The sequence below is a fragment of the Pseudonocardia alni genome (assembly GCF_002813375.1).
GTDB lineage: Bacteria > Actinomycetota > Actinomycetes > Mycobacteriales > Pseudonocardiaceae > Pseudonocardia > Pseudonocardia alni.
On sequence record NZ_PHUJ01000003.1, the window covers coordinates 5,357,855 to 5,377,492 of the forward strand.

The following is a 19,638-nucleotide window of genomic DNA, read 5'->3' on the forward strand; positions in this document are numbered from 1 at the left end:
TCGGTCGGGTGTCCGGACCTGTCGCCTCCGCCCGCGCGGTCGGCCGGGCCGACCGCATCCTGGAGCTGGTCGCGACCGCTGCGACACCCCCGTCGGTGACCGCGGTGGCCCGCGCACTCGACCTGCCGCTCAGCTCCACCGCGGACCTGCTGCGCGAGCTGCGGGTCACCGGCTGGGTACGGCTGCGGGGGCGCGGACACGTCCTGGGCCACCGGCCGTACGTGCTGGGACTCCTCGCCGGGCTGGGCCCGCCGACCGCGCTCACGCACACCGACCTCGACGCGCTCAGCCGCGCCGCCCGGGCCCCCGTGGCGCTCGCCGTGCTGGTCGGCGGGCAGGTGCGCTACGTCGACCACGCCGGTCCTCGGGCCCCCGACCGGCTGCAACGGGTGACCGACGACCACCGGCCCCGCCCGCCGCTGCGCACCGCGGCGGGACGGCTGCTGCTGGCCCTGGGCGATCCCGGGGAGTCCGCCCGCGCGCTGGCCGGGGTCGACGACCCGCCGGCGGTCGCGGCCTACCTCGCCGAGCGACCGGAGATCGTCCGTACCCGGCTGGCCCGCAGCGACGGGCTGGCGGACCCGGCGATCCGCGCCGTCGCCGTCCCGGTGGAGGAGGGCGGGGAGACGGTCGCGGCGGCGGTGCTCACCGGCACCCGGCGGGGCCGGGCCGACCGCAGCGTCACCCTGGACCGGGCCGCGGCCCGGCTGGTCGCCGCCCTCGCGGCCCAGAGTGCGGCCCGGGCTCCGGCGCCGCACTCACCGCCCTGAGTACCCGTCCGCAGGCGCGGCGGACGCGGTGGTGCGCAAGGCCCGGTGGGGTCGCCTGCGGGCGGTGTCAGCCCGCCGACCGCAGCCAGGCGAGCACCGCCAGCACCCGACGGTGCCCGGAGACGTCCGCGGGCAGGTCGAGCTTGGTGAACACCGACCGGACGTGCTTGTTCACCGCTGCGTCGGATAACACCAGTTCTGCGGCGACCTCGGCGTTGGACCGGTCCTGCGCCATCAGATCCAGGACCTCGCGCTCGCGCGGGGACAGCCGCGCGACCGGATCACGGCGTCGGCGCACCAGCCGGGCCACCACCTCGGGATCCAGCACCGTCCCGCCCGTGCCGACCCGTTCGACGGCGGCGACGAACCCGGCCACGTCGGCCACCCGGTCCTTCAGCAGGTAGCCGACACCGGCACCGTCGCCGGTGTCGAGCAGCTCCTCCGCGGCGACCGGGGCGACCACCTGGGACAGCACCAGCACGGGCAGGCCGGGGTCGGCCCGGCGCAGCTCCACCGCGGCCCGCAGCCCGCTCTCCGGGCCCGCGGGCATCCGGACGTCGGTCAGGACCAGGTCGGGCCGGTCGGCCCGGACCGCCGCCAGCAGAGCCGGGGCGTCGCCGACCGCGCCGACGACGGTGTGGGAGAACCGCGTCAGCACCCCGACGATCCCGTCGCGCACCAGCACGGAGTCCTCGGCGACGGTCACCCGCACGGCAGCTCCACCCGCAGCAGGGTCGGTCCGCCCATTGGGCTGGACAGTCGCAGCCGGCCGCCGGCGAGGGCGACCCGCTCGGCGAGCCCGGACAGACCGGTCCCGCCCGCCGGGTCGGCGCCGCCCCGGCCGTCGTCGCGGACCTCCAGGACGAGCTGGTCGGCGTGCCGGCCCCCGCCGATCGAGGCGGTGGTGGCACCGCTGTGGCGGGCGATGTTGGTGAGCGCCTCGGTGAGCACGAAGTACGCGGTCCCGGCGACGGCCGGGGGCAGCTCGGCGGGCAGGTGCAGGTCCACCTCGACCGGCACCGGGCAGCGCCGGGCCCGGTCCGCGACGGCCACGGCGAGCCCGTTGTCGGCCAGCGTCGCCGGGTCGAGCCCCCGGACCAGGTCACGCAGCTCGGTCAGCGCCAGCCCGAGCTCGTCGCGGGCCGTGTCGAGCCGTGCCGCGCAGGCCGAGCCGTCGACGGCGTCGAGGCGGGCCAGACCGAGGGTCACCCCGAGCGCGACGAGCCGTTGCTGGGCGCCGTCGTGCAGGTCCCGTTCGATCCGGGCCCGTTCGGTCGCGAACGCGCCCAGCAGCCGCCGGGTCGAGACGTCGGACAGGTCGGGGCCCAGCTCGGTGCCGCGCGGACCGAGGACGGTGCGGGTCAGGGTCGCCCGTGCCCCGGCCCACGCGGTGACCGTCCGCGGGGTCGCGGCGAGCAGCAGGACCCCGAGGGCGACAAGCGGCCAGGCGGTCGGGTCGTCGACGGGGGAGACGAACAGCAGCACCGGCAGGACCAGGGAGAAGCCGAGGACGCCGGCGTCGAGCGCGGCCAGCGCGGTCGCGGCGAGCAGCGCGAACCCGATCTCGCGCCGGGTCAGCGGGGCCCGCCACCGGGCCGCCGACCACCACCGCCCGGCGGGGCGCGGCGGGGCCGGCAGCGGTGCGGTGTCGACCAGGCGCAACCGGGCCCGCTCCAGAACGGCGAGCGGCCGGCCCGCCAGGCCCACGGACACCACCAGGACGACGGCGGTGCCGGCGGCGACCCACGGTCCGCCGAGGACGAGCCCGGACGTCACGACCGCGACGACGCCGACGAGCCCGGCCCCCAGCAGCGCACCGGTCAGGAGGAAGGCCAGCGAGCGCCACGGCCACGCCGTCGCGAGGAACCGCAGCGGCTGCTGGTCCACCGCCTGCCAGGCCGTCACGATCCGCACGCCGGGCAACGTAGCCGGACACCCGCTCCGGGCGCGGTAGCGCAGGCACTACCCCGGAACTCCCGTCCGGGTGACCGCGTGGGACCCGGCCCCGGCGGTCCACTCGGCACATGCCGACCACGACGATCGAGCTCCACGACCTGCACCACGTCCACCGCCCCCGCGGGGCGCCCCCGGTCCGCGCACTGGCCGGGGTCTCGCTGCGGCCCCGGCCCGGCACCGTGGCCGCCGTGATGGGCCCGTCGGGATCGGGCAAGTCGACCCTGCTCCACTGCGCTGCCGGGCTGCTCGTCCCCACGTCGGGCCGCGTGCTGCTCGGCGGCACCGACCTGGCGGCGCTGTCCGAACGGCGACGCACGCTGGCCCGCCGGGAGCGCACCGCCGTCGTGTTCCAGACGTTCAACCTGGTCGCCGCGCTGACTGCGGCCCAGAACGTCGCCCTGCCCGCGCGGCTCGCCGGGCGCCGGGTCGAGCGCCGCGCCGTCGCCGCGGCCCTCGACGAGGTCGGGCTGGCCGACCGGGCCGGGCACCGTCCGGCCCAGCTGTCCGGCGGGCAGCAGCAGCGCGTCGCGATCGCGCGCGCCCTGTTCACCCGGCCCGCGGTGCTGTTCGCCGACGAGCCGACCGGCGCGCTCGACTCGGCCGCGTCCACCGGAGTGCTGGCGCTGCTCCGCCGCTGCGCCGTCGACGGCGGCGCGACGACGCTGATGGTCACCCACGACCCGGCGGCCGCGGCCTGGGCCGACGAGGTCGTGGTGCTGCGCGACGGGCGCCTCGCCGACCGGTTCCCGGTGCCCGGCCCACCCGGGGACCGTGCGGCCGCGGCCGCGGTCGCGCACCGGCTCACCGGGCCCGCCGGGCCGGCCGGGGACGGTGTCCGGTGATCGCCGTCGCGAGCGTGCGCGGCCGGTGGCGGGAGCTCCTCGCCGCGGTCCTCGCCGTCGCCGTCGGGGTCGGGCTGCTGGGGGCGGTGCTGCTCGCCGCTGCCGCGTCCCGCCCCGCGGTGCAGGAACGCCTCGCGGTCACGTCCGCGCTGGTCGTCGCCCCGCCGGTCGCGACGTCGACGACCCCGCGCTCGCACGGGCGGATCCCCTGGAGCGTCCCGGCGGCCGACGCCCTCGCCGCCAGCCTCGCGGCGACGCCCGGCACGACCGCGGTGCCCGACCGCACGTTCCCCGCGGTCGCGTTGCCCGGCGGACGCCCGGTGGGCGACCCCGACGACCTGGAGGGCGGTCACGGTGTCGCGTCGCTCGCCCTCGGCGGCCACCGCGTCACGGCCGGCGAGCGTCCCCGCGGCCCGGCCGAGGCCCTCGTCCCGCGCACGCTCGGCGTCGGTCCGGGCGACCGGCTCGCGGTGCAGTTCGCCGACACCGTCCGCACGATGGTCGTCTCCGGCACCACCGACGGCCCCGGCCTGTGGGTGGACGACGCCGTGGCCGCCCGGCTCACCCCGGGCGTGCGGACGATCGGCATCCTCGGTGCGGTCCCACCGACGCCGCCCGGCGCGACCGTCCTGACCGGCGACGACCGCGCTGCCGTCGAGCCGGTCCAGGACGCCCGGGTGCGGTGGCGCGGCGACCAGCTCCTCGGCGCGCTCGGGCTGCTCACCGTGGTCACGACCGTCGTCGTGGTCGGCGCCGCGCTGTCCACGGCCGTCGCGGGGCGCCGCCGTGAGCTGGGCCTGCTCCGTGCCGCCGGGGCGCTGCCCGGCCGGGTGCGCCGCCTCGTGCTCACCGAGTCCGCGCTGGTCGGGGTCCTCGGCGTGGCGGCGGGCACGGTGCTCGCGGTCGTCTCGGCCGCACCGCTGCACGCCGTGCTCGTCGCCGCCGACGCCGCACGGCCGGCTCCGGTACCCGCCGTCGCCGGGCCGCTCGCCGCCGCGGGCGCAGCCGGGGTGCTGCTCGCGGTCACCGGTGGTCTCGCCGCGGCGCGCCGGGCGGCCCGGGCGGCGCCGCTGGACGTCGTCCACGACACCGGTTCCGGACGCGGACCGGCGCGGGGCCGGCTCGTCGGCGGGCTGCTCGCGCTCGCCGCCGGGGCCCTGCTCGCGGTCCGGACCGCCGCGGTGACCGGCGACGGCCGTGTCGGGCTCGCCCTCGCGACCGGCGCTGCCTCGGTGGTCGCGGCCGCGCTGCTCGCGCCGGCGCTGGTGGGCGTGCTCGCGCGGGCCGGCACCGCTCGCCCGGGCGGCCGTGTCACCGTGGCGCTGGTCCGCGCCGAGCTCGGGACGAACCCGGAGCGGGCGGGCGCGGTCGTCGCGCCGGTGGTCGTCGCGGTCGGGTTCGCGGTGCTGCTCGGCGGGCTCGTCGCGACCTCCGCCGCCGCGTACCCGGCGCAGCGGACCGCACAGCTCGCCGGGCAGGTGACCGTGGAGCGCGACGGCACGCCCGGCCTGCCCGACGACGTCGCCCATGCCCTCGCCGTCCCCGGCGCCCGGATCCCGCTGCCGACCGTGCTCGTCGTCGGAGGACCTGCGGGACCGACCGCCGTCGACGCGGTCGGGACCGCCGACCCCGGCCTGGTGCGGCCGGGGGAGGTGGTCCTGTCCAGCCCGACGGCCGCCGCGCTCGGCCTCGCCGGGGGCGCGATTCTCGACGCCCGGTTCGCCGACGGCAGTGTCGTTCCGCTGCGGGTCGCGCGCATCCTGCCACCCGACGAGCAGCGCGGGGACCTCGTCGTCGACCGATCCCAGGTGCGCGCGCACGATCCGGCGGCCCTCACCCGCACGGCGTTCCTGCCGGTGGGCGCGGTGCCCGACCCGCCACCGGCCGGGGTCACCGTGCGGGACGCGGCGGCCCACGCGGCCGCCGGGTACGCCGTCGACGCCCGGCTGACCGGCCTGCTGGCGACGCTGCTGGTCGCGGTGTCGGCGGGCCACGGCGCGCTGGCCGTGGCGGCGGGCGTCGTGGCCGCCACCGGGACCCGGCGGGCCGACCTGGCCGTCCTCGTCGCGGCCGGGGCGACCCGGGCCCGGATCGTCGCGACCGTCGCCGTCGAGACCGGCACGGCCGCGACGCTCGGGATCGTGCTCGGCCTGGCGGTGGCCGTGCCGCCCCTGGCCGCCCTCGCCTCAGGGCTGTCAACGGCCACCGGCACCGCGGTGGCCCCGGTGCCCGACGCCGGCGTGACCGCCCTCGCCGCCGGAACGTGCCTGCTCGTCGCCGTCCTCGCCGGTGCGGTGACCGCGGCGCGCACGGTCCGATCGTCATCATCAGTACCTGAGCGCCGTCGCCGGTCCGGCGGAGCAGCGCACAGGTACTGATGATCACGGCGCCGCCCCCGGGCCGCGGGGGGCCGCGCGAGGCGGCGACTACGCTGGTCGCGTGGCACGCATCGTCGTCCTCGACTACGGCTCCGGGAACCTGCGCTCCGCCGAGCGCGCCCTCGAACGCGTCGGCGCGGACGTCACCGTGACGTCCGACTTCGACGCGGCGACCGAGGCCGACGGTCTCGTCGTCCCCGGGGTGGGCGCCTTCGCGGCGTGCATGCAGGGCCTGCACGCCGTCCGTGGCCCGCAGATCATCGGGCGTCGGCTCGCCGGCGGCCGCCCGGTCCTCGGGATCTGCGTCGGCATGCAGGTCATGTTCGAGCGTGGCGTCGAGTTCGACGAGGACACCGAGGGCTGCGGCGAGTGGCCCGGCACGGTCGAGCGGATCCAGGCCGACGTGCTGCCGCACATGGGCTGGAACACCGTCCGCATGCCGGAGGAGTCCACCCTGTTCGCGGGGATGGACGCCGACACCCGCTTCTACTTCGTGCACTCGTTCGGCGTCCGGCGCTGGACCCTGGAGCCCTCGCACGCGATCGCCCCGCCGAAGGTCACCTGGACCCACCACGGCGAGGACGTCGTCGCCGCGGTGGAGAACGGGCCGCTGTCGGCGACCCAGTTCCACCCGGAGAAGTCCGGCGACGCCGGCGCCGCGGTCCTGGAGAACTGGCTGCGGTCGGTCACGGGCTGAACGGGCCGCCGGGTCAGGACGCGGCGAACACCGCGACCCCACTGCCGTCGGGTCGCGCGGTCACCGTGCCGCGCCGTGCCGCGCCGTCCGTGCAGGTGATCTCGACGGCCGGGCCCGAGCCGGGGTCGAACACCATCAGCCGCACGGAGCGGGCGCCGGGCACACCGGTCGCGCGAGGTGCGTCGGCGAGCAGCCCCGCGAGGGCGGTCGTGTCGAGGCCGCCCAGGTCGACGGTGCGCTGATCGGGGTCACGGGCGATCGCGGACACGACGTCGAGCCTCGTGAGCCCGGCCCCCGGCGTCCAGGTGTAGGTCCGGTCCGCGCGCCGGTTCCCCGGCTCGGCGATCCGAACCCCGCCGTCGTCGGGGCCGCGTACCGACAGCGAGTCGACGACGGTGCCACCCGAGACGCGACGGACGGCCGCGACCAGCTCGGTCAGTCCCCGGTCGGTCCGCAGGTCGACCGGCTCGACGACGACCGGGGCGGTGACGGGGACGGGCGCGGCCGCCGTGGGAGGCGGCACCGGTGGCCGGTGCACCGGACGGGAGACGACGGCGTGCGCGACGGCCATCGCCGCGACCAGCGCGACGGCCACCCCGATCCGCACCGGCCAGTAGCCCGGCGCGTCCCGGTCCGGCCGTGTGGGGGAGGCCGCCACGCTCCGGGCCGGCGACAGCCCTCGCCGTACTCGCCCGACGCCGGGAAGCTGCAGGTCAGCGGTGAGCGCGGTGAGGTCACCGATGTGCGCCGCCCGCAGTGCGGCGGCGACCCGGGTCCGGTGCTCGACGCCGTCGATCTGGCCCTCGGCGAAGGCGACGTCGAGCCGGTCGCAGGTCGCGGTCCGGTCGGAGTCACGGGCCCGCTTGCGGGAACGGAGGGAAGGCACGGCGGCGAGTGTGACGGCCGCGCACGACGACCGTGGCCGTTCCGCGGAACGCGCCTCAGCCCAGCGCGTACTCCCCGGAGCGCAGGTCGAAGGTCACCGTCCGCCGGTCCGAGCGCAGCGCCTCGAGCACCTGTCCGACGAGCGTCGCGACGTCGGAACCCGCTCTGATGCCGGACGGCACCGTCCCGGCGACGGCGCGGTCGGCGAGCCCGGTCTCGATGTGCGGCGGCCGTACGTCGAGCACCCGCACGCCCTGCTTGCGCACGCCACCGCGGGTCGCGGTGAGCCACGCCGACAGCGCCGCCTTGGACGCCGAGTAGGCCGCCATCCCCGGCGTCGGCACGTCGGCCAGGATCGCCGAGATCATCGCGAGCGTGCCACCGGAGTCGGTGAGGTGCGCGAGCGCGGCCCGGCCGATCGCCATCGGCGCCTGCGCGTTGACCGTCAGCAGGTGCTCGGTGACGACGTCGTTCTCCGACTCCTCCCCGAACCCGGCCACCCCGATCGCGACGAGCACCAGGTCCAGCCCGCCCAGGGCGTCCGCCGCCTCGTCGACGACGGCGGCGCAGCGCTCCAGGTCGAGTGCGTCGACGGCGAACGTGGGCTCGCCGTCGGCCCCGGAGGGATCGGTGCGGCCCGCCAGCGCGAGCGTCGCGCCCTGGTCGCGCAGCGCCTCGGTGAGCGCGCCGCCCAGCACGCCCGTCGCCCCGACCACCAGCGTCCGCGCCCCGGAGAGTTCCATGATCCGACGGTAGGGCGGACCGGCGACGGCCGCGCGCTCACCGCTGGCAGCGCGGGCACCACCAGGTCTCGCGACCGTGCGGGGTGCGCTCCGGCGGCGCGAACGCCACCGCGGTCCCGCAGCGCAGACAGGGCCGCCGGTAACGGCCGTAGACGAAGTGCCGCGGCCGGACCCGGCCGGTGGTGTTCTGCGCGGGGTTGCGGACGACCGCGTCGCGCAGCAGCGCGCGGCCGCGCACGAGGAGGGTGCCGGGCTCGGAGACCGCGGAACACTCCCGCCACGGGGAGATCCGCTCCAGGAACAGCAGCTCCTGGGCCCACATGTTCCCCAGCCCGGCGACGACGCGCTGGTCCAGCAGCGCCGCCAGCACCGCCCGGCCGGGGTCGGCGCGCAGCCGGGCGAGGGCCGCGTCGCCGTCGAAGGTGCCGCCGAGCAGGTCCGGGCCCAGGTGTCCGACGACGGTGTGCTCGTCGCGGGTCGGGAGCACCGCCAGCACCGGCAGCCCGATCCCGGCCAGGGTGCGGCCGTCGACGAGGTGCAGCGCGATCCGCAGGTCGGCCGCGACGACGCGGGGGAGCCGCCTCCCGGGCCGCAGCACCGACCACCGCCCGGACATCCGCAGGTGCGAGTGCACGGTCCAGCCGCCCGCGGTGCGGGCCAGCAGGTGCTTGCCGCGCGGCACCCAGCCGGTGATCTCCTCCCCGGCGAGGTCGGCGCCGGCGAAGCGGGGGTGGCGCACGTCGGAGCGTGCGATCACCGCGCCCGCGGTCGCCGCGTCCAGCCGCGCCGCGAGCCGGAAGATGCTGTCCCCCTCGGCCACCCCCGGAGGCTACGAGCGGCGCGGATACCCTGGCGCGGTGAGCTTCACGTTGCTTCCCGCGGTGGACGTCGTCGACGGGCAGGCCGTCCGGCTGGTGCAGGGCGAGGCCGGCACCGAGACCGGCTACGGCTCGCCCCTGGACGCTGCCCTGAACTGGCAGGCCGGCGGCGCCGAGTGGGTCCATCTGGTCGATCTCGACGCGGCGTTCGGCCGCGGCTCGAACGCCGAGCTGCTGGCCGAGGTGGTCGGGAAGCTCGACCTGCGGGTCGAGCTGTCCGGCGGCATCCGCGACGACCAGTCCCTGGAGCGCGCGCTGTCCACCGGCGCGGCCCGGCTCAACCTCGGCACCGCGGCGCTGGAGCAGCCCGAGTGGTGCCGCCGGGTCCTCGCCGAGCACGGCGAGAAGATCGCGATCGGGCTCGACGTCAAGATGATCGACGGCCGGCGCCGGGTCGCGGGGCGCGGCTGGACCTCCGACGGCGGCGACCTCTGGGAGGTCCTCGCCCGCCTCGACGCCGACGGCGCCACCCGCTACATCGTCACCGACGTCTCCAAGGACGGCACCCTGCAGGGCCCGAACGTCGAGCTGCTCACCGAGGTCGCGCAGGCCACGACCGCGCCGGTCATCGCGTCGGGGGGGATCTCGGAGGTGTCCGACCTGACCCGGCTCGCCGAGGTCGCCGCGACCGGCGTGAACATCGAGGGCTCGATCATCGGCAAGGCGCTCTACGCCGGCCGGTTCACCCTGCCCGAGGCCCTGGCGGCCGTGCGGGCGGTGAGCGCCTGATGGGCGTCGCGGTCCGCGTCATCCCCTGCCTGGACGTCGACGCCGGGCGCGTGGTGAAGGGCGTCAACTTCAAGGAGCTCCGCGATGCGGGCGACCCGGTCGAGATGGCGCGGGTCTACGACGCCGAGGGCGCCGACGAGCTGACCTTCCTCGACGTCACCGCGTCGTCGTCGGAGCGCGGCACCATGATCGACGTGGTACGCCGCACCGCCGAGCAGGTGTTCATCCCGCTGACCGTCGGCGGCGGCATCCGCACCCCCGACGACGTCGACCGGATGCTGCGCGCGGGCGCGGACAAGGTCTCGGTGAACACCGCCGCGATCGCCCGGCCCACGCTGCTGCACGAGATGTCGCGGCGCTTCGGCAGCCAGTGCATCGTGCTGTCGGTCGACGCCCGCCGCGTCCCGGAGGGCGGTGAGCCGCAGCCGTCGGGCTGGGAGGTCACCACGCACGGCGGGCGCCGCTCCGCCGGGATCGACGCGGTCGAGTGGGCCCGGCGCGGCCAGGAGCTCGGCGTCGGGGAGATCCTGCTGAACTCGATGGACGCCGACGGCACCCGCGCCGGGTTCGACCTGGAGATGCTGACCGCGGTCCGGAAGGTCGTCGACGTCCCGGTGATCGCCTCCGGCGGCGCCGGCGCGGTCGAGCACTTCGGCCCGGCCGTGCGCGCCGGGGCGGACGCGGTGCTCGCCGCCAGCGTGTTCCACTTCGGACAGCTCCGGATCGGCGAGGTCAAGGACGCCCTGCGGGGCGAGGGGGTCGAGATCCGATGACGGCACAGAGCGTGCGCCTCTCCGCGGCCGAGTCCGCGCTGGACCCGGCGGTCGCCGCCCGGCTCAAGCGCGACGCCGACGGCCTGGTCTGCGCCGTCGTCCAGTCCCGCGCCGGCGAGGTCCTGATGGTCGGCTGGATGGACGACGAGGCGCTGCACCGCACCCTGACCACCGGCCGGGGGACCTACTGGTCGCGGTCGCGACAGGAGTACTGGGTCAAGGGCGGCACGTCGGGGCACGTGCAGCACGTGCACGAGGTGCGGCTGGACTGCGACGGCGACGCGGTGCTCGTCGTCGTCGACCAGGAGGGGCCGGCCTGCCACACCGGGACCCGGACCTGTTTCGACACCGACGTCCTGCTCGCCGGGGACGGCGCATGAGCACCGACGTCCTGCTCGCCGGGGACGGCGCCCGGGTGTGAGTCCCCCGGTGCGACGACGGGGCGGATCGGGCACCCTCGGGAGATGGATCCCGAAGAGAACACGCAGGACGGCGACGACCCGCGTGCCCGCTGGCGGACCATGCCCGAGCCGATCCGTCCGGAGCAGTGGGTCGCCGAGCACGACACGGACCCGATCCCGGAGTCGCTCGCCGAGGCCGAGGCACGCCGCGAGGAGCAGGAACGCACCTACCTCGTGACCCGGCTCGGAGGTGGCGGCGGGGTCTGACCGCTCACGGGTGCACCGGCGGCATCGGTGGCGGCTGGGCGGGTGCCGAGGTGACCCACCGGATCCCGGCAGTGATCGCGTGCCCCCCGGCCCGCACCACGGTGGCCTCGGCGACGGGCAGCCACGGCAGCCGCAGCGGCATCCGCGTCCAGCGCGGCATCAGCCCCACCGACGCAGCGGCCAGCACCGAGTACGGCACCCGCGCGGAGAGCGGCAGCGGCGGCTCCCACAACAGGAACCGCGCGGCGTCGCGGGCCGCGGGTGTCCCGGCCAGCTCGGGCCGGTAGCCGTCGAGCTGTGCCCGCAGCTCCGCGGTGGACTCGGGCGGGTCCGGCACGCCCAGCTCGCGGGCGACGCGGGCGGTGTCGGCCACGTAGGCATCGCGACCCGCGGCGTCGAGCGGGGTGCTGCCGTAGCGGTCGTGCGCGGAGAGGAAGCTGTCGATCTCTGCGACGTGCACCCAGCGCAGCAGGTGCGGGTCCGACGCCGAGTACGGGCGCCCGTCCGGCGCGGTCCCGCGGACGTGGACGTGAGCCCGCTTGATCCGCGCGATCACCCGCTCGGCCTCCTCGGCCGGCCCGAACGTCGTCGCGGCCAGGAAGTACGAGGTGCGCTGCAGTCGTCCCCACGGGTCGCCGCGGAACCCGGAGTGCCCGGCGACCCCGGCCATGGCCAGCGGGTGCAGGGACTGCAACAGCAAAGCCCGCAGCCCGCCGACGAACATCGACGCGTCGCCGTGCACCGTCCGGATGGCGGCGTCCTCGGCGAACCAGCGCGGTCCCTCGGCGCCGAGGATGCGGGCTCGCCGGCCGGAGCCCTCGTCCCCGGCGACCCGGCTGAACACCGCCGACCCGACCCGCGACCGCAGGGTCGCGAGCCGGTCGGTGACGGCGTCGGGGAGCCGGGCGGAGAGATCGACCATGGGTCCAGTGTGCGGCCGGGCCCGGACGGCGGCCACCGGTCACGCGGCATCCGACCCGACGCTGCCCGGATCGTCCGCCGGCCGCGGCACCGGCGGTCAGATGACGGCGCCCATCCGCTCGGTACGCGAGGTGCGGGTGACCGCCATCGATCCGACGACGCAGATGACGACGTTGGCGGCGAGCCCGACCAGCCCGGCGGGGACGCCCCCGAACGGCCCGAGGTCGAGCAGCGTGGCGCCACCCGCGACGACGGCCCCGGCGAGCATCCCCCAGAACGTGGGGCCGGGCGCCATCCGCCTCCAGTACAGCCCGAGGATGAAGACCGGGGCGAGCTGGACGATGAGTTCGAACTTCAGCACGAAGATGCTGAACAGCGTGCCGGGCGGGTTCCAGGCGACGGCGAGCAGGCCGAACACCATCGCGACACCGACGAGCTTGCCGACCAGTACCTTGCGTCGGTCGGTGGCCCCGGGTGCGACGTGGCGGCCGTAGAGGTCGCCCGCCACGATCGAGGAGAACGCCAGCACCGCGGAGTCCGCCGTCGAGACGATGGCGCACACGACACCGCCGAACAGGAGGATCATCAGCAGGTAGAAGACCGTGTTCTGGGCCGCGACCTCGTTGGCGATCAGACCGACGAGCTGTTCGGACGCACCGGTGTCCAGGCCGGGGAACAGCTGCAGGCCGGCGATGCCGACGACGAACACGACCCCGGTCGTGGCCAGCGGCATCCAGGCCATCAGCGCCAGGGACCGCTTCAGCGTCCGCTCGCTGCGGGCGGAGTACACCCGCTGGATCGCGTGCGGGTAGACCGCAGCCCCGAAACCGATCATCACGATCATTGCGAGCCAGTTGACGGCGTCCGCGGTGCCCGGGACGCCGACCAGCTCCGGCGAGGTCTCGGTCAGGTACGTGGTGAGGGTGCCGAGCCCGCCGGTCAGCGTCACCACCCCGGTCAGGAGTGCGCCGATCCCGACCAGCATGGCGATGCCCTGGAGGACGTCGGTCATGGCCACGGCACGCATCCCACCGGTCCACGAGTAGACCAGCATGATGACGATGAAGCCGATCACGCCGACCTCGTAGGGGATCGTCTCGCCGGTCAGCCCGGCGATGGCGTGGCCCATGGCGACCAGCTGCTCCAGCACGTAGTTGCCGAGTCCCCACAGCATCAGGGCCACGGTGAGCAGTGACAGCTTCGTCGAGCCGAACCGGTCCCGCACGAAGTCGGTCGGCGTCACGAAACCCCTCTGCTTCGCCACGACGTACAGACGGGGTGCGAACAGCAGGTACACCGCGATGACGGCGATCATGAAAGGGACCGACTGCCACCACAGGAAGCCCGACCGGTACGCCTGGGGCGGGTACCCGACGACCGAGTTCCCGCTGTACTGGGTCGCGTAGAGGGTGAAGAACAGCGTCACCATGCCGAGGCCGCCACCCGCGGTGAAGTAGCCGCGTGCTGTGCCGGTGGACCCGCCGCGGCCCGCGTACCACCCGATCAGCAGCATCACGACGGCGTAGGCGCAGAGGATGGCCACCCCGCTCGGGCCGGCGAAGACGAGCTCGGTCACCGGTCGGCCTCCCCGCTCCGCAGGGCCGCCTCTTCGGCCGGTTCGACCAGGTTCCACTGCCGCAAGCAGATCCAGGAGACGAACGCCGCGAAGGCGAACGTGCTCGCCACGGAGATCGCGAACCAGAGCGGCACCCCGAGAACGACGGGCCGGATCGTCCCGGTCGGGTACCAGAGCGGGGTACCGGCCAGCACGATCACCAGCAGCACGGCGAACAGCCACGGTCGGCGCACCGGTTCGCGGCCGCCGGGGACGATGACGGGATCGGGTGGTGTGGTCTCGGCGCTGTCGGCGCTGGGGTGGTGCTGGTCCACGGTGCTCCTCGTCGTCGTCGGCGGAGAGTCGGTGGTCACGGCCGCCGGTCGGCGGCCGCGGTCCGGTCGGGAGGGCCTGCGCGGTCGCGGACGACCTCGCGGGCCGCGCGGAGGTGCGCGGTCATGACGGCGCGGGCCCACTCGGGGTCGCGGGCGGCGAGGGCTGCCACGAGCTCGCGATGCTGGGCGAAACTGCGGGCCAGCCGCTCGGCGGTGTAGCGGCGGAAGGTCGTCCGTACCAGCGGGGCCTCGACCACTCGTCCGACCAGCTCACGCAGGGCGCGCCGCCCGCCTGCCCGGTGGATCTCGTGGTGGAGCGCCAGATTGAGACGGGTGATCTCGGCGTGATCGGGCGGGTCCTCGACGGCCTCCATCGCCGCGCACAGATCCCGCATCCGCGCGAGGTCGGCCCGCCCGGAGACTGCCGCGCGGGCCGCCGCGTGGCCCTCGAGCAGCACGCGCAGGTCGAACAGCTCGTCGAGGTCGTCGTCGTCCCACGCCAGTACGACGGCGCCGCGCCGTGGGGTCAGCTCGGCCAGACCGTCGGCGGCGAGGCGACGGATCGCCTCCCGGGTGGGGGTGCGACTGGTGCCGTGGGCCTCGGCGATCTCCTCCTCCCGCAACCGGGACCCCGCGGGGCGCACACCGTCGAGGATCTCGGCCCGCAGAGCGGTGTGCACGCGGTCGACCGCGGGTGCTCCGTGGTTCGCCGTCATCACCCACCCCTTCGTGATTGTGTACAAAGTAGGAGGGCGGAAGATCCTTATCAAGGGATTGGTGCCGCTTTCGCCGCGCCGGCGGCGTCGATTGTGTACGAGACGTCGGTCGCTCCCGCCCGCCGCGCTTCCGCGGCGGGTCCCGGGACCGTCTCGATCTGCGACGATCGTCGCCGTGGATGTGGGGCGGACCCGTCGCCGGCACGTCGGCGTGGCGGGACGGGGACACACCGACGGGCGCGGTAGGGCGGGGACGGGCCCCGGGGGGAGCGATGACGGGTGACGCGAGCATCGGCGTCCTGCTGGTCGACGACGATGCGCCGATCCGTACCGGTCTGCGCGCGGTGCTCGATGCCGACCCCGGCATCACCGTCCTCGGCGAGAGCGCCGACGGCGCCGAGGTGCCGGGCCTGGCCGGTCGGCTGGCGCCGGACGTCGTGGTGATGGACGTCCGCATGCCCGCCGTCGACGGCGGCACCGCGGCCCGGGCGCTGCTGCGCCGCCCCGGCCCGCCCCGGGTGCTGGTGCTCACCACCTTCGGCCACGACCGGCACGTCCTGGACGCGCTGCGCGCCGGGGCCGGTGGCTTCCTGCTGAAGCGGACCCCGCCGCGCGACGTGGTCCGGGCCGTGCACACGGTCGCCGCGGGGGAGTCGCTGCTGTTCCCGGCGGCGGTGCGCGAGCTCGTGGCCGGGTTCGCCACCGACGACGGCGACCGGCTCGCCGCCGCCGGGCTGACCGCGCGCGAGGCCGGCGTGCTGCGACTGATGGCGCGCGGGCTGTCCGACGCCGAGATCGCCGGGGAGCTGGCGCTCGACGTGGGCACGGTGACGACCGACGTCGCCGCGGTGCTGGCCAAGACCGGGTCGCGGGGCCGGACCCAGGCCGTCGTCGCCGCCTACTCCTCGGGGTTCGTCGACCCCAGGTTCCCGGTCAGGTAGCGCTGCACGGTCGGCCCGACCGCGGCGACGACGTCCTCGCGCGGCGCCGAGGCCAGCGGCTCCAGCCGCACCACGTAGCGCATCATGCCGAGCCCGATCAGCTGGGAGCCGACGAGCGCGCCCCGCTCGTCGGGCCGGTCGGGGGAGTGCGCCCGGGTGACCGGGCGCAGGATCGCGCCGCCGACGAACTCACGCAGCATCCGGGCCGCGATGTCGTGACCCGCGACGCTGCGCAGCACCGCCGCCATCGGGGCGCCGCCGCCGGTGTCCCAGACCGTCAGGAACCCCCGCACGATCCGCTCGCCGACCCGGTCGGCGGGGCCGTCCAGCACCATCCGCCGGATCCGTCCGGGGTCGACCGGCAGGTCCAGCGCGGCGAGGAACAGCTTCTCCTTGCCGCCGAACCAGTGGTTCACCATGGCCGGGTCCACCCCGGCCCGCTCGGCGATCCGGCGGACCGTGGCGCCGTCGAAGCCGCGGTCGGCGAACTCGGCGCGGGCGGCCGCGAGCAGCCCGGCCCGGGTGTCCGCGCCGCCGGACCGGCGGCCACGACGCCGTGGCGACGCCCCCGGGTCCGGGGGTGCGGTGGCGCTCGGATCGGTCATGCGCCCCATCCTCACCCGCGCGAGGGCGGCCGTCACTGCTCGGGAACAATGAGTCGCATGACCCAGCGGACCCAGAACGCATCCGGTGGCGCGACGACGACCGGGGCCCCCGCCCCCGCGGCTCCCGCGGCCGCCGCCCTGGGCGCGGTGAGCCCCACCCGTGAGGAGTTCCGGGAGCTGGCGCGCGCGCACCGGGTCATCCCGGTGACCCGGCGGCTGCTGGCCGACGACGAGACCCCGGTCGGGGTCTACCGCAAGCTCGCGGGCGGGACCGCGGGCACGTTCCTGCTGGAGTCCGCCGAGAACGGCCGGTCCTGGTCGCGGTGGTCGTTCGTCGGGGCCCGCAGCGCCGCCGCGCTCACCGCCGTCGACGGCGAGCTGGTCTGGACCGGGGAGGTGCCCGACGGCCTGCCCACCACCGGCGACCCGCTCGACGCGCTGCGCACCGTGGTCACCGAGCTGCACTCCGAGCCGCTGCCCGGGCTCCCGCCGCTGACCGGCGGCATGGTCGGCTACCTCGGCTACGACATCGTCCGCCGCGTCGAGCGCATCGCGGACCCGGACGACCCCGCCGTCGACGACCTGGCGCTGCCCGAGCTGGTCATGCTGCTGGCCACCGACCTGGCCGCGCTCGACCACCACGAGGGCACCGTCACCCTGATCGCGAACGCGATCAACTGGGACGCCACCGACGAGCGCGTCGACCAGGCCTACGACGACGCCGTCGCCCGGCTGGACCGGATGACCGGCGAGCTCGCCGTGCCCGCGCCCAGCTCGGTCGCGGTGTACACCCCGACCCGCCCGGAGTTCCTCCGCCGGCGCACCCCCGAGCAGCACCACGCCGCGATCGAGGACGCCAAGGAGCAGATCCGCGCCGGCGAGGCGTTCCAGATCGTGCTCTCGCAGCGCTTCGAGATGGAGTGCGACGCCGACCCGCTCGAGGTCTACCGGATCCTGCGCACCACGAACCCGAGTCCGTACATGTACCTGCTGCGTCTCGACGACGCGGCGGGCGGGCCGCCGTTCTCCATCGTCGGGTCCAGCCCGGAGGCGCTGGTCAGCGTGCTCGACGGGCGTGCCACCACGCACCCCATCGCGGGCACCCGCTGGCGCGGCGCGACCGACGAGGAGGACCAGCTCCTGGAGAAGGAGCTGCGCGGCGACGAGAAGGAGCGCGCCGAACACCTGATGCTCGTCGACCTCGGCCGCAACGACCTCGGCCGGGTGTGCGAGCCCGGCACGGTGACCGTGCGGAACTTCTTCGAGATCGAGCGCTACAGCCACGTCATGCACCTGGTGTCGACGGTGACCGGGCTGCTGCGCGGCGACCGCACCGCGTTCGACGCCGTCGTCGCCTGCTTCCCGGCCGGCACCCTGTCCGGGGCGCCGAAGGTGCGGGCCATGCAGGTCATCGACCGGCTGGAGCCGACCCGGCGCGGTCAGTACGGCGGCATCGTCGGCTACCTCGACTTCGCGGGCAACGCCGACACCGCGATCGCCATCCGCACCGCGATGATCCGCAACCGGACCGCGTACGTGCAGGCGGGCGGTGGGATCGTCGCCGACTCCGACCCGGCCGCGGAGGACATGGAGTGCCTGAACAAGGCCCGGGCGGTGCTCTCGGCCGTCGCCGCGGCCGGGTCCATGTCACCCCCGCCGGTCCCGGGCAGCGCGTGACGGCGCCCGGCGACGACGGCGCCGCCGCGCCCACGGCGGGCCGCACCGACCGGCGGGCACTCGGCCTGACCGTGCTCGGCCTGCTGCTCGGCGCCGGTGCGCTGTGGGGTGCCGGTGCGGCCGAGTGGTTCGTGCTGGAGGTGCCCACCGCGACCCGCGGCACCGTCGAGCTCGGCGCCACCGGCGCGCAGCTGCAGCCCGCCGTCACCGCGGTCGCGGCGCTGCTGGTGGCGGCCGTCGCCGCGCTGGTCGCGCTGTCCGGGATCGCCCGCCGCGTGCTGGGCGTGCTGGTCGGGCTCGCCGGGGCGGCCGCGGTGGTGCTGACCCTGCGGCTGGTCGCCGTGCCGCCGTCGGCGGTGGAGCTGGCCTCGGCCCGTTCCGGGCTGACCGCACCGAACGCCCCCGCGGGCTCCGGTGCGGTCTCGGCGACGCCGTGGCCCTGGCTGGCCGTCGCCGGCGGGGTCGTCGCGCTCGCCGCGGCGGTGCTGCTGGTGGTCCGCGAGCCGCGGCTGCCGCGGCTCGGCGCCCGGTACGCCGCACCGGGGACGCAGGCGGCCACGACACCGGCCGACCCCGACCGGGCGGCCTGGGAACGGCTCGACGCCGGCGGCGACCCGACCGTCGGCCCGCGTGAGGGGGAGAACTAGCATGACCTCGACGTCCGGGCGACGCGCGAGCGGAGGAGGAGTCGGCCCTGTGAGCACTACGGGCACTGCCGGTACTGCCGGACACCCGAACGGGACACCGGGTCGCGTACCCAGCGTCCTCGAGTCCATCGTGGACGGAGTCCGGGAGGACCTCGCCGAGCGCGAGAGCGTCGTCGACCTCGCCGAGATCAAACGGCGGGCCGCGGCCGCGCCGCCGCCGCGGGACGCGATGGCGGCCCTGCGCGAGCCGGGTGTCGGCGTCATCGCCGAGGTGAAGCGGGCCAGCCCGTCGAAGGGGTCGCTCGCCGACATCCCCGACCCGGCCGACCTCGCCGAGGCCTACTCCGCCAACGGCGCGCGGGTGATCAGCGTGCTCACCGAGCAGCGCCGCTTCGGCGGCTCGCTGGCCGACTTCGACGCCGTCCGCGCCCGGGTCGACACCCCGCTGCTGCGCAAGGACTTCGTCGTCACGCCGTACCAGGTGCACGAGGCCCGTGCGCACGGCGCGGACGTCGTACTGCTGATCGTCGCCGCGCTGGAGCAGCCGGTGCTCGCCTCGTTGCTCGACCGCGTCGAGTCGCTCGGGATGACCCCGCTGGTCGAGGTGCACACCGAGGAGGAGTGCGACCGCGCCCTGGAGGCCGGCGCCACCCTGATCGGGGTGAACGCCCGCAACCTGCACACCCTCGAGGTGAACCGGTCGGTCTTCGGTGAGATCGCCCCCGGGCTGCCGTCGCACGTGCTCAAGGTCGCCGAGTCCGGCGTCCGTGGCCCCGGTGACCTGCTCACCTACGCGGGCTGGGGAGCCGACGCGGTGCTGGTGGGCGAGGGCCTGGTGACCAGCGGTGACCCGTCGGCCGCGGTGCGCGGGCTGGTCGCGGCCGGGTTCCACCCGTCCTGCAGCCGCAACGGCGGCTGAGCC

General features: G+C 76.2%; 22 protein-coding genes. 12 read left to right on the top strand and 10 right to left on the bottom strand.

All coding sequences use genetic code 11. From position 1 onward, the window contains the following. Positions 1-8: 8 nt before the first annotated feature. Positions 9-770, top strand: coding sequence for a helix-turn-helix domain-containing protein (locus ATL51_RS26290; protein WP_100880258.1), 762 nt, complete (start codon positions 9-11; stop codon positions 768-770). 67 nt (positions 771-837) lie between these two features. Here ATL51_RS26290 and ATL51_RS26295 read toward each other — a convergent pair whose 3' ends face one another. Together ATL51_RS26295 and ATL51_RS26300 are read right to left on the bottom strand one after the other, a co-directional pair. Then, positions 838-1,482: a response regulator transcription factor gene (locus tag ATL51_RS26295; RefSeq protein WP_100880259.1), complete on the bottom strand. Its 645-nt coding sequence runs from the start codon at positions 1,480-1,482 to the stop codon at positions 838-840. After that, positions 1,473-2,684: a sensor histidine kinase gene (locus tag ATL51_RS26300; RefSeq protein ID WP_100880260.1), complete on the bottom strand. Its 1,212-nt coding sequence runs from the start codon at positions 2,682-2,684 to the stop codon at positions 1,473-1,475. Before ATL51_RS26300 ends, ATL51_RS26295 begins: the two co-directional genes overlap by 10 nt. A gap of 110 nt (positions 2,685-2,794) precedes the next feature. Here ATL51_RS26300 and ATL51_RS26305 point away from each other — a divergent pair, with 110 nt between their 5' ends. The 3 genes from ATL51_RS26305 (at position 2,795) to hisH (ending at position 6,643) form a co-directional block, all read left to right on the top strand. Continuing rightward, entirely contained in the window at positions 2,795-3,568 is a 774-nt protein-coding gene (locus ATL51_RS26305; protein ID WP_100880261.1) for an ABC transporter ATP-binding protein, read from the top strand. Beyond that, positions 3,565-5,946: an ABC transporter permease gene (locus ATL51_RS26310; protein ID WP_100880262.1), complete on the top strand. Its 2,382-nt coding sequence runs from the start codon at positions 3,565-3,567 to the stop codon at positions 5,944-5,946. Before ATL51_RS26305 ends, ATL51_RS26310 begins: the two co-directional genes overlap by 4 nt. 61 nt (positions 5,947-6,007) lie before the next feature. Continuing rightward, the gene (gene hisH, locus ATL51_RS26315) at positions 6,008-6,643 is read left to right on the top strand and encodes an imidazole glycerol phosphate synthase subunit HisH (protein ID WP_100880263.1); all 636 of its coding nucleotides are present in this window, start codon (positions 6,008-6,010) and stop codon (positions 6,641-6,643) included. A 13-nt stretch (positions 6,644-6,656) separates the two neighbouring features. Here hisH and ATL51_RS26320 read toward each other — a convergent pair whose 3' ends face one another. From ATL51_RS26320 to ATL51_RS26330, 3 genes are read right to left on the bottom strand one after another with little or no spacing between them, the layout of a single operon-like run. Continuing rightward, complete coding sequence (locus ATL51_RS26320) at positions 6,657-7,529, bottom strand: DUF1707 SHOCT-like domain-containing protein (RefSeq protein ID WP_100880264.1); 873 nt, start codon at positions 7,527-7,529, stop codon at positions 6,657-6,659. 55 nt (positions 7,530-7,584) lie between these two features. Continuing rightward, positions 7,585-8,271 carry an SDR family NAD(P)-dependent oxidoreductase gene (locus ATL51_RS26325; protein WP_100880265.1) on the bottom strand — a complete coding sequence of 229 codons (687 nt, stop codon included), beginning with the start codon at positions 8,269-8,271 and terminating at the stop codon, positions 7,585-7,587. A 37-nt stretch (positions 8,272-8,308) separates the two neighbouring features. Further along, the gene (locus ATL51_RS26330; protein ID WP_100880266.1) at positions 8,309-9,091 is read right to left on the bottom strand and encodes a DNA-formamidopyrimidine glycosylase family protein; all 783 of its coding nucleotides are present in this window, start codon (positions 9,089-9,091) and stop codon (positions 8,309-8,311) included. A gap of 37 nt (positions 9,092-9,128) precedes the next feature. Here ATL51_RS26330 and priA point away from each other — a divergent pair, with 37 nt between their 5' ends. The 4 genes from priA (at position 9,129) to ATL51_RS26350 (ending at position 11,319) form a co-directional block, all read left to right on the top strand. Next, complete coding sequence (priA, locus tag ATL51_RS26335; protein ID WP_100880267.1) at positions 9,129-9,878, top strand: bifunctional 1-(5-phosphoribosyl)-5-((5-phosphoribosylamino)methylideneamino)imidazole-4-carboxamide isomerase/phosphoribosylanthranilate isomerase PriA; 750 nt, start codon at positions 9,129-9,131, stop codon at positions 9,876-9,878. Then, on the top strand, positions 9,878-10,651 hold the full coding sequence (gene hisF / locus ATL51_RS26340; protein ID WP_100880268.1) for an imidazole glycerol phosphate synthase subunit HisF: 774 nt from the start codon (positions 9,878-9,880) through the stop codon (positions 10,649-10,651). Before priA ends, hisF begins: the two co-directional genes overlap by 1 nt. Then, on the top strand, positions 10,648-11,031 hold the full coding sequence (gene hisI / locus ATL51_RS26345) for a phosphoribosyl-AMP cyclohydrolase (RefSeq protein ID WP_073573883.1): 384 nt from the start codon (positions 10,648-10,650) through the stop codon (positions 11,029-11,031). Before hisF ends, hisI begins: the two co-directional genes overlap by 4 nt. Positions 11,032-11,115: 84 nt before the next feature. Further along, positions 11,116-11,319: a hypothetical protein gene (locus ATL51_RS26350; RefSeq protein ID WP_100880269.1), complete on the top strand. Its 204-nt coding sequence runs from the start codon at positions 11,116-11,118 to the stop codon at positions 11,317-11,319. Positions 11,320-11,323: 4 nt separating this feature from the next. Here the strand turns inward: ATL51_RS26350 and ATL51_RS26355 are convergent, their stop codons facing one another. From ATL51_RS26355 to ATL51_RS26370, 4 genes are all read right to left on the bottom strand, one after another. Next, positions 11,324-12,241 carry an oxygenase MpaB family protein gene (locus ATL51_RS26355; RefSeq protein WP_100880270.1) on the bottom strand — a complete coding sequence of 306 codons (918 nt, stop codon included), beginning with the start codon at positions 12,239-12,241 and terminating at the stop codon, positions 11,324-11,326. Positions 12,242-12,337: 96 nt separating this feature from the next. After that, the gene (locus ATL51_RS26360; protein WP_100880271.1) at positions 12,338-13,816 is read right to left on the bottom strand and encodes a sodium:solute symporter family protein; all 1,479 of its coding nucleotides are present in this window, start codon (positions 13,814-13,816) and stop codon (positions 12,338-12,340) included. Beyond that, complete coding sequence (locus tag ATL51_RS26365; protein ID WP_208623075.1) at positions 13,813-14,130, bottom strand: hypothetical protein; 318 nt, start codon at positions 14,128-14,130, stop codon at positions 13,813-13,815. The genes ATL51_RS26360 and ATL51_RS26365 overlap by 4 nt, the downstream gene beginning before the upstream one ends. Before the next feature lie 35 nt (positions 14,131-14,165). Beyond that, positions 14,166-14,846, bottom strand: coding sequence for a GntR family transcriptional regulator (locus ATL51_RS26370; protein WP_073573879.1), 681 nt, complete (start codon positions 14,844-14,846; stop codon positions 14,166-14,168). A 272-nt stretch (positions 14,847-15,118) separates the two neighbouring features. Here ATL51_RS26370 and ATL51_RS26375 point away from each other — a divergent pair, with 272 nt between their 5' ends. Continuing rightward, on the top strand, positions 15,119-15,787 hold the full coding sequence (locus ATL51_RS26375; RefSeq protein ID WP_100880272.1) for a response regulator: 669 nt from the start codon (positions 15,119-15,121) through the stop codon (positions 15,785-15,787). Here ATL51_RS26375 and ATL51_RS26380 read toward each other — a convergent pair. After that, complete coding sequence (locus ATL51_RS26380) at positions 15,745-16,392, bottom strand: TetR/AcrR family transcriptional regulator (RefSeq protein ID WP_100880273.1); 648 nt, start codon at positions 16,390-16,392, stop codon at positions 15,745-15,747. The genes ATL51_RS26375 and ATL51_RS26380 overlap by 43 nt on opposite strands. Positions 16,393-16,449: 57 nt before the next feature. Between ATL51_RS26380 and ATL51_RS26385 the strand changes: the two genes are divergently transcribed. The 3 genes from ATL51_RS26385 to trpC are packed head-to-tail and all read left to right on the top strand — an operon-like array spanning position 16,450 to position 19,635. Continuing rightward, the gene (locus ATL51_RS26385; protein ID WP_301549201.1) at positions 16,450-18,069 is read left to right on the top strand and encodes an anthranilate synthase component I; all 1,620 of its coding nucleotides are present in this window, start codon (positions 16,450-16,452) and stop codon (positions 18,067-18,069) included. Next, on the top strand, positions 18,066-18,716 hold the full coding sequence (locus tag ATL51_RS26390; protein ID WP_083658010.1) for a Trp biosynthesis-associated membrane protein: 651 nt from the start codon (positions 18,066-18,068) through the stop codon (positions 18,714-18,716). Before ATL51_RS26385 ends, ATL51_RS26390 begins: the two co-directional genes overlap by 4 nt. A 49-nt stretch (positions 18,717-18,765) precedes the next feature. Continuing rightward, on the top strand, positions 18,766-19,635 hold the full coding sequence (trpC, locus tag ATL51_RS26395) for an indole-3-glycerol phosphate synthase TrpC (protein WP_301549202.1): 870 nt from the start codon (positions 18,766-18,768) through the stop codon (positions 19,633-19,635). Positions 19,636-19,638 lie beyond the last annotated feature (3 nt).